We start from the raw sequence: 14148 nt of genomic DNA on the forward strand, positions 1-14148 counted from the left end.
GCATGAAACAGCGGATCCAGCGGTTCGGCCGGATACTGAAGATTCGTGAAAACGACCGCCAGGCGGAACAGATTATTTTGGCGGAGGAACGCCAGGAGGAGGACTCCGTACTATGCCGCCTCGACTCTTTGGGACGGGAAAAATCGGAAGCGCTGGAGATTTTTGCCGGAGAAGCGGAGCGAGTAGTTTCCCTTCAAGAGATATGGCTTCAGAGGCAGTGTGTCGACGTCATCGAAAAACATATCGATAAGAGCAAGGAAAACCTGAACGATGTACGGCGCAGAATTTCCGACACGGAGACGCGCTTATTGGAACGGCATCGGGATGTGCGCGTCATGGAGAGCTACGTGGACCGCCTGAGGGACGACGCCTATAAGGCCCTGCTCGAGGCAGAACAGGTGGAGTTGGACGACCTGGCCGTGACGCGTTACGGTCACGTCTCTCAAGTCATGGGCGTGTCAACAAAACACACGAAAAACGCAAAAAAAGAGGGTAGCAGATGAAACCCGACCTGACCTCGATGAATAAAGCGCTGGACCGTATCGAACAGATCTCTAAGAAGTGGGGCGTGCCGTTCGAGCAGCGGCGCCCGGATCAAACGTCGGAGGTCCGTTTCGTCGATCTTCTGGAGGCGGAGAGAAAAAAAAGGAATAAGAACGAGGGGAAGAGCGGAAAGGCCGCGGGTCGGTTGAACCGGTCAAACACCGGGGTGGCCATGAATAACCTTAGCATGAATAACCTTAGAAAGAAGATCGCTCTTCTCGCCGACGAGTACAATATCGACGAGGAGCTGATCCGCGCTGTCATACAGGTGGAATCGGGCTGGAACACCGACGTGGTTTCCTCCAAGGGAGCGATGGGCTTGATGCAGCTCATGCCGCGCACGGCGGAGATGTTGGGAGTGGAAGACGCTTTCGACCCGGAGCAGAATTTGGAAGGTGGGGTAAAATATCTCTCTCAATTGACCGATAAGTATGAAGGGGATGTGGAGAAGGCTTTGGCGGCCTATAACGCGGGTCCTTCACGGGTAGACGCGGCAGGAGGGCCTCCTTTTTCTGTAACTCGGAGGTACGTTGATAATATTATGGCATTGTACCATCATTACCGGGAGGAAGAGTCATAATGGCCGAAGAACGACGAATCGCCCCGCCTGGCGGAGAAACTGCCCAAACCCCTCCGAGAGCGTTGTCCACGAAAAAAAAGAAAAAACGCAGCAAGAGTCGTTTGCTTTTTTTCTTGTCGTTGTTGGCGTTTGGAGCAGGAACAGGATTGCACTTTAGCGGTTTGTGGGATGCCAGACCCCTGGTGTGGAGTATTGTTCCTCAAGTTCCTTACGTAGGTACTTCTGTTTCTCGTTTTTTCGACATCCCGGAACAATACACTCTGACGGTAGCCCAGCGGCGCGCTTTTGAGCTGGAGGAGTGGCAAAAACGTCTTGATGAGCGAGAACGCAAATTGGGAGCGAAAGAATCCGCTGTCGACACGGCCTCCGGTGACCTGGGAGCGCGTATGGAAAATTTGAATCGTCAGGCGAGCGCCGCGCAAAATCGAGAGGAGTCCGTTAACGCGGAAAAAAACTCAGAACAGCAATTGATTGACCAAGTAGTCAGGACTTATCAGGATATGTCCGCCCGTAACGCGGCGCAAATCGTGGAGCAGGTGACGGAGCCTTTAGCAGTGGAATTGTTGCAGAAGCTTCCCGCGGACGCCCGCGCGTCCATTTTGGGGAAAATGGATCCCAGAAAGGCGGCCAGGCTTACGGAGCTGATGGCGGGAGGCCAATAACGGCGAAGGAAGGTAAGATCAGTGCCAAACATAGGAAACGCGTTTTTTTCAACTCCTATCGCGACTCCTATCGCGATTCCTGTTGCGACCCCTGAGCAAAAACCCACGGGCGCGGCCGGCGTGAGGGAGTCGGAAGGAAAAATCGGCGATAAGGGACTTCAAGAAGAAGTTATGCCCTTTTTGTCCGTTCTCACTCAATTCGCCGAGGACCTGAGACCCAATAAGAATACCATCGTTGACCCGATGGCTTGGTTCAACGCAAATAACAATGAAAACAAAAACGGCAACGAAAACGTAACAGATGAAACGCCGCTGTTCGTAAGGGAGGGAAATAATCCTTTTTTTTCGAAGTCCGTTTTGGATTTGTTGCCCTCTCTCGGAAAGGATCTGGACAATCACTTAGAAAATAACTTAGAAAATAACTTAGAAAAAAACACAGAAGAGGCATCACCTTTTGAGTGGGTAAACACAGTCTTAAGCGAATTGGATGCATTGAGTAAATTGGATGAATCTGAAGACCGAGTTCTGTCTCGTGAAGACATAAGTCGCCTCGAGGCGATGTTGGCAAAATTCCGCAAAAATGATTTGGAAGACGATGATTCTCTGTTCAAAACAGCTTTTGCCGATTTAAAATACACAGCGAATAACTGGCAAAAGCGCCAGGAAAAGGATGAAACGCCGTTTTTCGGGCAAGCGAACGAGATTCTAAATGAATTGGGTGAAACCGGAGATCGAGTTTTGTCCCGTGAGAATATAAGCCGCATTGAGGCGATGTTGGCGACATTTCGCGGCGTAAAAGACGACTTGAAAAATGATTTAAAAGGCAACTTGAAAGGCGATTTAGAAGACGACGATATTCAATTATCTCTCAAGACAGTTCTTACCGATTTAAAACTTCTTGCGGATAGTTGGACAAAACACCGAAAGAAAGGCGAGACTTTGCCTCTGAAAGATTTGAGAGGACAAGGCGCTTTGGATGGACAAGAGCAAGAAAAAACAGAGGAAAGGAATCTTCCTCTTCGTGAAACTCTTCTTCTTACACCTCTTCTTGTGGAAGATAATCCCAAGGGCGAAACGGCGGATCTCTCGAAATCGCGGGTTTTTTCCCACTTTGCTTCGTACCTTGAAACAGATCTCTCCTTGAAAATGAAAGAAAAAGAAAAAGGGAACGCGGATGCGTCTGAGGAAAAAACCGAGTGGGACGAAAGACTTTCTTCAGCGATTTCTCGTATTCCTGAACAAGGGGAATTGGCTGTCCCTACCTTTTCCGAGAGAACTTCACCTCGAAACGAGTTCTCCACCGAACGCGACGTGGTTGAGGGTTCTCCTCAGGAAAAGCTGGGTTCTTTGAATCGAAACACCGCCAACGTAGGCGCGAATTTGGCGAGTTCGGCAGATGCTAAAGAGGATAGCCCTTTATCGGGCAGCGAAAACGAGAAAGGAGCTTCGGTAAAACCCAAAGCGGAGGAACATAAGTCAGGATTTGAACAGTTTTTTGATGGAGTGCGACGCGGCGAAACACGAGGAGATGTTCACAGAGAGAGCCTGAACTTGGCGAAAGACGCACCCCTGCCCAGGAACGAAGCGCTGCGCGAAGGTCTGGATAACGTGGTTCGGTTTATCCGCGTCAGCGGAGAGCAGAAAGCCGCTTTGATCGTCGATCCTCCCGCTTTGGGCCGGATCAGCGTGGAGTTGACCAATAATGCTGTAGGACTGGAAGCCTCCATCAAAGTGGGCAGCGAGCAAGCGCGCCAGTTGATACAGGACCAGCTCGCCCAACTGAGGTGGTCTTTGGCACAACAGGGAGTGCAGTTGACCCATTTTTCGGTGGACGTCCAGCAGGACAACGGACGCCGGGAACAAGGCCAGAATTCGGATCGGAGAAGGGTCGAAGCCTCGACTAGAAACGACATGGACGAGGGCGAAGAGACGGTATTCAGGGTAGATCTAGACCAAGGCCTTCTTTATTGGGTGGCGTGAAGCGCTGAGGTAAATTTAAGGCACTTGATCTTTAGACCATAACAGGCGGGAGGAATTGAAATGGCTGTAAATAGCACATCCGACGCGAGTTCGGCAATAAGCTCGGACCAATTGGCTTCGGCTTCGCGTGCCGTGACGAACGAACTGGGTAAAGACGCGTTTTTAAAGTTGCTGATCGCGGAGCTTTCCAATCAAGACCCCATGAACCCCATGAGCGACCGGGACTTTATCGCTCAGATGGCGCAGTTTAGCTCGTTGGAGCAGATGACCAACATGAATACGGAATTGGAAAAAATGTCTGGAGCCGGGCAGTATTCGGCCGTGAACTACATAGGCAAGCTCGTCGTGTTCGATTACGAGGCCCCCGACGGCACGGTGACGTCTGTGGCGGACACGGTAGTGGCGGTGTGGTATGACTCCCAGGAGGGCGCCATACTTGAAACCGATCAATGTGGGGAGATTCCTCTGAAGAAGATCGACGGGGTGCTTTCCGCCTGATGATTGATTCCCTCTACTTAAGATTCGCTCAGTAAAAAAGCTCGAAGAGTTGCCCGACGGGGTAGCCATAAAGAACCGCTCCGGAGAATCGTTCGTATAAGCGCTTCTTGCCGTCCTCCAAAACCTGGGGGTGTACTCCCAGGTAAATGGAGACGGACGCTTCCACATAAGCCGCCAATTTGTCGCAAACCTCGATCAGCTGCCCATCTAGGGGATTGTACTTGTCATGGTTGAGTTCTTTCGGAATGTCCCCTTTATGACACAGAAGGGGTTGATCTTCCCGCTGTGTTTTGTTCGTGAATTCGTTCTCGGTATAGTAACGCAGCTCTTGAACCCAGTGACTCGGAATCAGCGGAAAAATCCGCTCCTCCATGGACTCTCGTTCGTAGCGGTGGATCAGGGCGTCCAGCCCCTCCACCGAGGCTTTGACGGGAGAGACGATGTCTCGGGTCAATACTTCAGGCAGGTCGTGAAAAAGCCCACCGAAAAAGTTATTGTAAGCGCGGCGCGGACAAACCCCTATCTCGATGGAAACAAGATAAGAAACCACGGCCACGAAAAGAAGATGTCCCAGCACGGAGGTCTGAGGGATCCTCGGGGTTTGGGCCCACCTCTTCTGAAAGGTCAACTGCCCCACTAAAGAAACAAACCCCCATAGCTTGGATGACGCGGGAGCCAAGAGCATCTCTCGAGCGGTAGTCACGTCGATGTTCTCGATTTGTTCTTCGATTTCTTGACGGGTTTGCTCGATACCGTACATATTGGCGCTCCAATGGAGGATGAAATCGAACTCCCACTTGGTAGCTAGGTAGTGCGCTGAACGCAAGACGCAGCTCTCCAACGACGGCGTCCGGGTTTGGTGATACTTCCGAAAACGTTCGGCGAAAGAGGCAGAGAGGCCGTTCAGGTCTTGTTCGAGCTTGTGAAACACCCATTCGTTAAGCTGGTCGCGGGTATCCTGGTCTTGCATCAGTTTATGAAACACCGGCGGACGGATATCCGTGACGACTACCCGATGCAGGAACTCGAAGACCCCGCCGTCGATCAGCGCCAGCCAATCGACGGCGCGCCCCGCGTCCTCCTCGCGCTTGCCCAACACCCAAGCGATAACCATCTTATGAGCCTGCTTGCCCAGTTCAGTGAAAACGGCGGGGTGAGGGTGGTCATTCCATCGTTCGATGCTGGCGGCGGAAAAAAGGCGCTCCAGAAGAGGACGGGTAATCATGTTCTGTTTCCGTTTGCATCGGAAGAAGAAGAAGAAGAAGAAGAAGAGGAAGAAGAGGAAGAAGAAGAAAGCGCCTTTGACACCGTCTGTTGGGCTTGAGCTTGGGCCTGGTAAAACTGCTGGACGATCAGCGCGGCCGCGTAGCCCGCCCCTATCCCGTTGTCGATGTTCACCACGGTGACGCCCATAGCGCAGGAGTTCAGCATGGTCAAAAGCGGCGCGATACCCCCTAAGTTGGCGCCGTAACCGGTACTGGTGGGGACAGCTACCACGGGACAGGAAACCAATCCCCCCACCACGGTGGGCAGCGCACCCTCCATACCCGCCACAGCCACGATGGCCTTGGAGGATTGCAATTCCTCCATGTGGGACAACAGGCGATGCAACCCCGCGACGCCCACGTCGTAAAGACGCAAGACATCACAGCCCATGTACTCGGCGGCGACGGCGGCCTCCTCGGCTACAGGAACGTCGCTACTCCCGGCAGTGAGAACAGAGAGGCCCTTGTAATGAGGGCTTTCTTGCCTTTTGACCCCCGTCGTTTTTGCCTTGGCGTGCAACACCGCGTCGGGCAACACAGAAGCGATAACGTTGTGCTGGTAGGCCGACACTCTAGAGAACAGGATGTTTTCCCGGGAATCGCGCAGGGCGCTGGCAATGCTAACCAACTGTTCGTCGCTTTTACCGGGACAGTAAATAATCTCCGAAAATCCCGTTCTTGCCGACCGGTTGGTGTCCAATTTCACCTCTCCGACATCCTTGAAGGGGATTGTCTTCATAAAGTTCAGCACTTCGTCCATATTCATGTTCTTGTCATCACACTTCATCACTCTTCTTTCTTCACCGTTGCCTCCGTCTCCACCTTAACCTCAAATTTCTCTTCTATTTTAGCCTCTTTATCCTCTAAGCGCGTAACGAGGATCTGATCGATTTTGTAGTTGTCGATGTCCATCACCTCAAAGCTATAGCCCCCAAAGCTCACCAAGTCCGTGCGGCGAGGAATCCGGCGCAGCATGTAGGTCAAAAATCCTCCCACAGTCTCGTAGTTTTCCGAGCTGGGAAATTCTTCGATCTTGAACGCGCTCATCACATCGTCTATGGGTGTGCCCCCTTCCACAAGCCAAGAGTGATCATCCCGTTTCATGATCTGCTCTTCCTGTCCCGCGACATTGCCCATGAGCATCACCATGATGTCTTTCAAAGACAGAATACCCACTACCAAAGCGTATTCATTCAACACCACCGCCAAGTCCTCACCCCGACCCTTAAACTGGTCCATAGCCTCCGCCAGGGTGAGGGTGTCAGGAAGGATCAACGGGGGTCTAATCTGCGCGGCGTCCGTCAATTCCAGACTTCTGCTCTTGAGTAGACGGGATAAGAGGTCTTTCGAGTCCACATAGCCAATCACGTGGTCGATGTTTCCCCGACACACGGGATAGGTGGTGTGGGGATGCTCCGCCACCTTGACCCGAATGCTCTCCTCGCTTTCGTGAATGTCAAAGTAAACGACGTTCTCCCTCACCGTCATGGCTGAGGGCACGGTGCGGGAGTCCAGTTCGAACACGTTACCGATCAGTTCCTTTTCCTGGTTACGAAGCACGCCCGCCAGAGCCCCCGCCTCCATCATCGCATAGAGATCGTCTGACGTGACGTCGTCGCGCCTCTTCTCCGTCATGCCCACAAGTTTGAAAACGGCGTTCACCAAGGCGTTCAAACTCTTGCTTAGGGGACTGAAGAAGGTAATCAGTTTTCGCATTGGCATCGCCCACCGCAGGGCCACCGCCTCAGGAAAAGCCATTGCCACACGCTTAGGGATTACGTCCGCGAAAAGAACAAACGCCAGTGTTATCATAAGAAAAGAGATAAGGGAAGCGGTTTTTTCCGCCGAGGAACGCGAGATGAAATCTGGGAAAAGAGCGGCGATGCGGGGAGACAGAAAGGAATCGCTCACGATACCCCCGAAAATCGCGACGGCGTTCAGCCCGATCTGGACCGTCGTGAAGAACATCCCCGACTGTTCCTGAAAAGCAAGAACCTGGGACGCGTCGGTCTTGCCCTCGCTCAAAAGAACCCGCAGCTTCACCCGGCGGGAAGCCGCCAGGGAAATCTCCCCCATCGACAAAAACGCGCTGCTGACGATTAGTAAAAATACAATCACAACTCCGTATAACATGGATCCGTACCTCCTTTGGCCTATGATCCTAGTCATGGAGCTAGTTTAACATAAAGCCTCGTGTTAGCGCTACTTTCTCCTCTTCTCCATCTCAGAGAAAGACTTTTATGGCTCCCTATCCGGTGTAGAAAGGGGTGTCAGCCTGTGGAGAGGACAGCTCTGGCCGTCGTCGCGAGATGGCGGTGAAACTGGCCTCAGTGAAGCAGGAAGTCAACTTTGAATCTGTTTAGACAGATTTGAATAGCTCTAACGGAACGGAGGTGTAGGTATCAACGTTTGAAGGAGTTTATAACAAATAAAAGAAAGAAGGGGGAAAGGAAGGTAGAAAAGAAGATAGAAAATAAGGTGGAAAAGAAGGTGGAAAAGAAGGATGGACAGTTATGTGATAAGGATCATCCAAGATCTCGGATGATCCTTGAATCTCTCAAGTTTCTTGTATCGAGACAAAAACTTTATAGCGTTAGACTCGCGATATTCAGCGTTTCAGGAGAATCTCCTCATCGTCCTTATTTATAAGCGCTACTCCTTCTTTGCGAAATTCAAACCTGTCGATTCCAGACAGGAATGTGAGAAATCTCTCCTCCTGATCCATAAGTTCCTTCGAACCAGCCATTTTGGTCGAGATCCCGTTTGTGATCAGGATTTTGTAACCGGACGCGATCCACAATGACGTGAAGTTGTTGATGGAAGCCTTTCCACTGAGTTTTCCATCAGAGTGAAAGGTGAGGGTCACGGTGGAACCCGGAATGACCTCTAAGTCGGCAATACTCGCAACCTTCCACTCCAGTTCGGTCGGAAAGCTCGGGTCCGACAGCCATATTTCTCTATCAGGTCGCCAGATATCATAGCCCAAATACTCCTTCCCTCCGATCTCAAGGAAAACCTCCTTTCCCTTGTTCCACAATGAGGTCGACGGATCGTTTTCAGCCTCGTACTTTGCTCCGGAAGCGGAAATGGCGCTCTTCATCGCGTAATTCTTGCCATCGACAGTCAGGGTGAAATCGTCTTCGTCCGAAAAGTTTCTTATGAGGACATATTTCGGGTAATTGTGACCGCTTATTTTGAGCACGGCGGTAGCGCCATCGCTCAGGAAAAAAGTCGACGGATCACCTTCAGCCTCAAATCTCTCCCCCGAATCGGTTGGCACGCGCTTCATCACACACGGCAAACCTTCGGGGAAAACCACGAGTTCGTCTTCTGAAGAGTCAGCCGCCCAAACCGTGTCCGCCATAAGCGTCAAAGTTATCACAAAAATAGTTCCTAACTGCACCCCCAACCGTAATGTTTTGAAAAATTTTTCTAATCCCGTCATCATCAAGTCTCCTTATCTTCCAAAATTTTACGCGCCCCAATGAAAATCACTGAAAACCACGTCAAAATAGTCTCACTTCTTTCCGTTTTTATCATCCGTCTTTTTTCTGTTATTTTTTCTTAAATTCAGGAAAGAGCTGATATAGCGCGCACGCATGATATAATAACACTATCGTATTTTTTGGGGGTTTTTATATTTTAAGTTGAACAGGAGGAGATTTTATGGCAAAGGCGGTAGTAGATGCCGATACCTGTGTGGGGTGTGAGGCATGTGTGGGGACGTGCCCAGTGGAAGCCATCGCTATCGATGAGGGAAAGGCGAAAGTGAACGCCGATACCTGTATCGAGTGCGGAAGCTGTGTTTCAACTTGCCCAGTCAGCGCGATTTCTCAATAAGTCATTCAAAAAACACTGCTGCCAGCTTTTGCGAGTTGGCAGCGGTAAATAAAAATCATCTCACACGATCCAACCTAACCCAACCCAACTCAACCTAACCCAATCCGATCCAACCCAATCTAAATCAATCTAAATCAATCTAAGCCTTGTTCTGAACATAGCGATTTGATTATGATAAAGCAATGAGAAAGCCAACGGCTTCAGCCTTTGGACGAGAATTGCAAAGCCATCGTTGGCGGCGTTTGTTTTGTATTTTGTTTATTGCCATATGTCTACTTTCATGTTAAACTCTTTTTATGGCTTATCAACAATGGATTCATTCGAACACATCTGTGTTCAATATTGCCTAGATATTGCCTAGATATTGGCTAGCATTTTATCTGGTGTCCAAAATATCGGCGCAAGATGCCTGTTGGTGATGCAGAAATACGACTCAAAGAACTTTTATACGAGAAAGCTGATGAAATCGATGTTCAGATTGCGAAGCTTGAGATCATGCCGAATCACGTTCACGCCTTTGTCAAAACGCGGCCAATCCTACGACTTTTGTCGTGGGAGCATGTCAAGAAGATGGGTTGTGTTCGCGTGTGGGGACGGGAATGCGACTTGATAAAATGCGCTTGAATAAAATGCACTTGAATAAAATGCACTTAAATGGAATCGACGTCAACTACTACGACAAAGGTTCGGGGGACGCGGTTTTGTTTTTACACGGCTGGGGGTCCGATTTTTCGGTGCTCCTGCCTTTTTTGGATCGCCTGGCGGCTGAGCGGAGAGTTTGCGCGCCCAATTTGCCCGGCTTCGGAGGAAGCGGGGAACCACCCGTTCCCTGGGGAGTGGATGATTACGCAGACTTCGCCATCGCCTTTTTGAAAAAACTGGGAATCGAGGCCGCGGACTTGATTGGACATTCCCACGGAGGAAGGATCATCATCAAGCTGACAAGCCGGAGCCCTCTTCCCTTTCGTGTCTCGAAGGCGCTGCTGGTGGGCAGCGCAGGCATCAGACCCCAAAAGACAGCGAAGCGACAGCTCCGCCTGGTTCTCTATAAAACCGTCAAAAGCTTTTTATCGCTACCTTTTTTGAAAAAGACATTCCCCGGCCTTCTCGAAAGCTGGTGGCGCAAAAACGCCTCGTCCGACTATCGCAACGCGTCCCCTCGGATGCGCGAGTGTTTCGTGAAGATCGTGAACGAGGACCTGACTCCCTTTCTCTCCTCCATCGCCTGCCCTACCCTTCTGATCTGGGGGGAGAATGACCGAGAAACACCCATCGACAACGGAAAACTTATGGAGCGCCTCATCCCTGACGCCGGCCTGGTCGAGTTGAAAAACGCCGGCCATTATCCTTTTCTGGATCAACCTTTCGTGTTTGGCAAGGTGCTCGATTCTTTTTTCAAGCTAAAAGGTGGAACACCATGATCGCCGTTGGTTATAGGGAAATTTTGTCTCTCGTTTTTCTGTGCGCCCATTGCGTTTCCACTCTACGCTGGTTGCACATGTTTCAACTGAACTCCTATAAAGTTGGAGTTCAGCTTCGATGGCTTGCTCAAAACAAAAGATATTGGTTACAAGACAATGGGATAGCGCTTTGTGTTTTTCCCTTCTCATTCCTGGTCTCATTCCTGGTCTCATTCCTGGCTCCGGATGGCGCTTCGCTAGCCTCTTGGGCCTTCATTCTGCTGTTCGCGGGGCAGTGTTGGCGCAACCGACCTTGCCGGATGAAGATGAAAAAACCTCTGGTCTACACGAACCGCATCAAGAGGATGCTGGCGACATACACGATTTTAGTTTTGGGAACCGTGTTTCTTGCTTTTCGAGCTGGAAGCCTCGAAATTCAGGCAACTGAGCTTGCCGTCGCTCACCTCCTCGCGCCGGGCTTTATCCTACTGGCCAACGGAATCAACGCGCCTCTCGAAAAAGCGATCAACCATCGATACGTGGAGGACGTGAGACGAAAACTCCGTGAACACCCCGGTCTTATGGTCCTGGGAGTGACAGGGAGTTATGGTAAGACGAGTACGAAGTCCTTCCTACATCAGCTATTGTCATCCAAATACGATGTTCTGACGACGCCGGAGAACTTCAACACGACGCTGGGGGTCGTAAGAACATTGCGCGAGAGGCTGAAACCCTATCACGAACTCTTCGTCTGCGAAATGGGGGCGAGAAACGTGGGGGACATCCGAGAAATTTGCGACCTGGCGCGACCCACTCACGGAGTGATCACCTCAATCGGCCCTCAGCATCTGGAGTCTTTCAAAACTTTGGAAAACATCGTCAAAACAAAGTTCGAGTTGGTCGATTCCTTGCCCAAAGACGGAGCAGCGTTTTTGAACCTGAACGACGAGCGCGTCCGAGCCGAGGCGTCTCGCCTCGATGAAAGCGGGTGTAAGACCGTCACCTACGGTTTTTCTGACAGCTGTGATTATCAGGCACGGGATATGAAGGTCTCGGTGGAAGGATCTTCCTTTTCAGTAAAGTTGCCCGACTCCACGGAGATGAGGATCGAGACGAGTCTGATCGGTGTCCACAACATCACCAACGTGCTTGCCGCTATAGCTGTAGCGGATTTCATGGGGGTCGATCGAAGGGATATCATCGTCGGAGCGAGCAGGCTGAAGGGAGTTCCTCACCGGTTGCAACTGATTTGCCGAGGTGGAGACATCGTTATTGATGACGCTTACAACTCCAACGCGGCCGGAGCGAAGGCCGCCCTCGACGTGCTGGCTCTTTTCGAGGGCTATAAAATTTTGGTCACGCCCGGCATGGTTGAGCTGGGACCCCGGCAGAACGAACTCAACGAAAACTTTGGAGCACAGGCGGCCGAGATTTGTGATTTTGTGATTCTCGTAGGACAGAGGCAAACGAAAAGCGTCTACAATGGACTGCTCCACGCCCATTACCCGGAGAGCCGGATTTTCGTCGCGGCCAACCTTGGCGAGGGGCTTTCTCGGCTTTCCGCAGTCGACGCGGGCGCCAGACAAAAGGTTATCCTGCTGGAAAACGATTTGCCGGATAATTATTGAACGTGAGGTGACAAAGCTAATATGAAGATTCGCGTAGGCGTTTTTTTCGGAGGCAGGAGCGTGGAACATGAGGTCTCCATCATATCCGCCATGCAGGCCATTGCGGCTTTCGACAGGACAAAATACGATGTTGTTCCTGTTTACATCACAAAAAACGGGGACCTATTCGTCGGCGAGCACCTCGATAAAATTGAAAAATATCGGGATATCCCCTCGCTGCTGAAAAAAAGCCAGCGTGTTTTTTTTCATAGAGATGGAGACCGGTTTCTCCTGGTACAGTACCCCATGAAACGTTTTGGAAGCTCCGTCCGCGCTGAGATCGACGTGGCTTTCCCGATCACTCATGGTACGAATGTAGAGGACGGCGCCTTACAGGGTTATTTGAAGGTCTTCTCTATCCCTTTTGTAGGATGCGACGTAACGGCCTCCGCTGTGGGTATGGACAAGTATCTCATGAAAGCACTTTGCAAAGAGAATGGGCTTCCGGTCCTGAACTGTAGTCGGGTTTATATGAAAGCTTTTTACGGCGACAAAAACGGAACGATTACTGACGTCGAAGGAAGCCTCCCCTACCCGGCAATTGTGAAGCCCGTAAATTTGGGGTCCAGTGTCGGCATCCGCAGAGTTGGAAATACTCAGGAGCTGATGGACGCGCTGGGCTACGCTTTTCAGTTCGCCGATACGGCCCTGGTGGAGCCGGCTATTCAGAACCTGAGGGAGATCAACTGCTCCGTCTTAGGTGATCGAGAATCCGCTATGGCCTCTGAATGCGAAGAACCGATCAACTATGACGCCATTCTGAGCTACGAGGACAAATACCTGTCGGGCGGCAAAACAAAAGGCATGAGCGCGGCGAAGAGGAAACTGCCTGCCGACATTTCCCTGGAGGTGCGTCAGCGGGTTCGGGAGCTGGCGGTGGAGACTTTTCAGCTTCTCGGCTGTAACGGGGTCACCAGGATTGATTTTTTGATGAACGCGAGCAGCGGAGAAATCTGGATCAATGAAATCAACACCATCCCTGGATCGCTGTCTTTTTACCTCTGGGAACCCGTGGGAATGCCTTTCACGCGGTTACTGGACGAGTTGGTTCGTTTGGCATTTAAAAGACGGCGCGAGGAAGCGGAGATTGTGTACTCTTTTGACGCCAACATCCTCGCTCAATTTGAGGCGGATGGAATCAAAAGTGGAATCAAAAATGGAATCAAAAATAAAAAGGTAGTATAACATACGCTATGGGCGAAGCAAGCCATCCGCGTCCTAACGTTCAGAAGTTCAGTCAGAAGAGTTCAGTCAGAAGTTCAGAACGTTTTAGTCATGCTTTAGCCTTGAAGGCGCGAAAGAAGCCCAAAAGCAAGGAGTCACGCGCGCGGCTCCCTGCTTTTGGTTTTTTTGTTTTTCGTGCGAAGTTGCCCTCTTTGAAATTGAATTTGAAATTGAAAATTGAATTTGAAATTGAAGTTGCCCTCTTTGAAATTGCCGGCTACCCTCGGATGAGGCTCAGTACCGACTGAGGAAGCTGGTTAGCCTGGGCCAGCATGGCCGTGCCAGACTGGGATAAAATCTGTAAACGCGTGAAGTTCAGCATCTCTATGGACATGTCCGCGTCGCGAATACGGCTCTCCGCCGCCGTCAGGTTTGTCCCAGTGGTCGTCAGATTTGTGACCGTGTGCTCCAGAGAGTTTTGGTACGCGCCGATCTTCGCCCGCTGTGTGGAAACCTTACCGAGCGCAGTATCCAGAATGGTGATGGCTC

15 protein-coding genes and 1 pseudogene are annotated in these 14148 nt (G+C 51.0%); 11 read left to right on the top strand and 5 right to left on the bottom strand.

The annotated features are described in order from the left end of the window. Positions 1-2 precede the first annotated feature (2 nt). The 5 genes and pseudogenes from LBJ36_07930 to LBJ36_07950 all read left to right on the top strand — a co-directional run bounded on the left by LBJ36_07930 (position 3) and on the right by LBJ36_07950 (position 4263). Positions 3-503, top strand: coding sequence for a flagellar FliJ family protein (locus LBJ36_07930; protein ID MDR1378966.1), 501 nt, complete (start codon positions 3-5; stop codon positions 501-503). A gap of 260 nt (positions 504-763) precedes the next feature. After that, positions 764-1123, top strand: a pseudogene (locus LBJ36_07935) (lytic transglycosylase domain-containing protein). Then, positions 1123-1785, top strand: a complete 663-nt coding sequence (locus tag LBJ36_07940) for an MgtE intracellular region (protein MDR1378967.1) — start codon at positions 1123-1125, stop codon at positions 1783-1785. The pseudogene LBJ36_07935 and the gene LBJ36_07940 overlap by 1 nt, the downstream one beginning before the upstream one ends. Positions 1786-1806: 21 nt before the next feature. After that, a complete protein-coding gene (locus LBJ36_07945) occupies positions 1807-3765 on the top strand; it encodes a flagellar hook-length control protein FliK (protein ID MDR1378968.1) in 1959 nt (652 codons plus the stop codon). A 60-nt stretch (positions 3766-3825) separates the two neighbouring features. Further along, positions 3826-4263 carry a flagellar hook assembly protein FlgD gene (locus tag LBJ36_07950; protein MDR1378969.1) on the top strand — a complete coding sequence of 146 codons (438 nt, stop codon included), beginning with the start codon at positions 3826-3828 and terminating at the stop codon, positions 4261-4263. Between the two features lie 28 nt (positions 4264-4291). On the opposite strand, the gene LBJ36_07955 is transcribed toward LBJ36_07950, so the two are convergent. The 4 genes from LBJ36_07955 to LBJ36_07970 form a co-directional block, all read right to left on the bottom strand. After that, complete coding sequence (locus LBJ36_07955) at positions 4292-5488, bottom strand: HD domain-containing protein (protein ID MDR1378970.1); 1197 nt, start codon at positions 5486-5488, stop codon at positions 4292-4294. Next, positions 5485-6294, bottom strand: coding sequence for a nickel pincer cofactor biosynthesis protein LarB (larB, locus tag LBJ36_07960; GenBank protein MDR1378971.1), 810 nt, complete (start codon positions 6292-6294; stop codon positions 5485-5487). The genes LBJ36_07955 and larB overlap by 4 nt, the downstream gene beginning before the upstream one ends. A gap of 20 nt (positions 6295-6314) precedes the next feature. Then, positions 6315-7661 carry a hemolysin family protein gene (locus LBJ36_07965; GenBank protein MDR1378972.1) on the bottom strand — a complete coding sequence of 449 codons (1347 nt, stop codon included), beginning with the start codon at positions 7659-7661 and terminating at the stop codon, positions 6315-6317. A 475-nt stretch (positions 7662-8136) separates the two neighbouring features. After that, the gene (locus LBJ36_07970; GenBank protein ID MDR1378973.1) at positions 8137-8976 is read right to left on the bottom strand and encodes an META domain-containing protein; all 840 of its coding nucleotides are present in this window, start codon (positions 8974-8976) and stop codon (positions 8137-8139) included. Positions 8977-9194: 218 nt separating this feature from the next. On the opposite strand from LBJ36_07970, the gene LBJ36_07975 reads away from it, so the two are divergent. From LBJ36_07975 to LBJ36_08000, 6 genes are all read left to right on the top strand, one after another. Next, a complete protein-coding gene (locus LBJ36_07975; protein MDR1378974.1) occupies positions 9195-9368 on the top strand; it encodes a 4Fe-4S binding protein in 174 nt (57 codons plus the stop codon). Positions 9369-9746: 378 nt separating this feature from the next. After that, entirely contained in the window at positions 9747-9992 is a 246-nt protein-coding gene (locus LBJ36_07980; GenBank protein ID MDR1378975.1) for a transposase, read from the top strand. Further along, positions 9920-10789, top strand: coding sequence for an alpha/beta hydrolase (locus LBJ36_07985; protein MDR1378976.1), 870 nt, complete (start codon positions 9920-9922; stop codon positions 10787-10789). The genes LBJ36_07980 and LBJ36_07985 overlap by 73 nt, the downstream gene beginning before the upstream one ends. Next, positions 10786-12396 carry a hypothetical protein gene (locus LBJ36_07990; protein ID MDR1378977.1) on the top strand — a complete coding sequence of 537 codons (1611 nt, stop codon included), beginning with the start codon at positions 10786-10788 and terminating at the stop codon, positions 12394-12396. Before LBJ36_07985 ends, LBJ36_07990 begins: the two co-directional genes overlap by 4 nt. Positions 12397-12417: 21 nt before the next feature. Continuing rightward, complete coding sequence (locus LBJ36_07995) at positions 12418-13620, top strand: D-alanine--D-alanine ligase (GenBank protein ID MDR1378978.1); 1203 nt, start codon at positions 12418-12420, stop codon at positions 13618-13620. A gap of 8 nt (positions 13621-13628) precedes the next feature. Continuing rightward, entirely contained in the window at positions 13629-13907 is a 279-nt protein-coding gene (locus tag LBJ36_08000) for a hypothetical protein (GenBank protein MDR1378979.1), read from the top strand. Here LBJ36_08000 and LBJ36_08005 read toward each other — a convergent pair. Next, positions 13877-14148 (bottom strand): flagellin (locus tag LBJ36_08005; protein MDR1378980.1); only part of this gene is annotated, 272 nt, incomplete at its 5' end. The genes LBJ36_08000 and LBJ36_08005 overlap by 31 nt on opposite strands.

The organism is Synergistaceae bacterium (assembly GCA_031267575.1).
GTDB lineage: Bacteria > Synergistota > Synergistia > Synergistales > Aminobacteriaceae > JAIRYN01.

Coding starts and splice junctions, on each gene's coding strand:
- LBJ36_07950 (MDR1378969.1), top strand. CDS start 3,826: ATGGCTGTAAATAGCACATCCGACGCGAGTTCGGCAATAAGCTCGGAC.
- LBJ36_07990 (MDR1378977.1), top strand. CDS start 10,786: ATGATCGCCGTTGGTTATAGGGAAATTTTGTCTCTCGTTTTTCTGTGC.
- LBJ36_07965 (MDR1378972.1), bottom strand. CDS start 7,661: ATGTTATACGGAGTTGTGATTGTATTTTTACTAATCGTCAGCAGCGCG.
- LBJ36_07970 (MDR1378973.1), bottom strand. CDS start 8,976: ATGATGACGGGATTAGAAAAATTTTTCAAAACATTACGGTTGGGGGTG.
- LBJ36_07955 (MDR1378970.1), bottom strand. CDS start 5,488: ATGATTACCCGTCCTCTTCTGGAGCGCCTTTTTTCCGCCGCCAGCATC.
- LBJ36_07995 (MDR1378978.1), top strand. CDS start 12,418: ATGAAGATTCGCGTAGGCGTTTTTTTCGGAGGCAGGAGCGTGGAACAT.
- LBJ36_07930 (MDR1378966.1), top strand. CDS start 3: ATGAAACAGCGGATCCAGCGGTTCGGCCGGATACTGAAGATTCGTGAA.
- LBJ36_08000 (MDR1378979.1), top strand. CDS start 13,629: ATGGGCGAAGCAAGCCATCCGCGTCCTAACGTTCAGAAGTTCAGTCAG.
- LBJ36_07940 (MDR1378967.1), top strand. CDS start 1,123: ATGGCCGAAGAACGACGAATCGCCCCGCCTGGCGGAGAAACTGCCCAA.
- LBJ36_07975 (MDR1378974.1), top strand. CDS start 9,195: ATGGCAAAGGCGGTAGTAGATGCCGATACCTGTGTGGGGTGTGAGGCA.
- larB (MDR1378971.1), bottom strand. CDS start 6,294: ATGAATATGGACGAAGTGCTGAACTTTATGAAGACAATCCCCTTCAAG.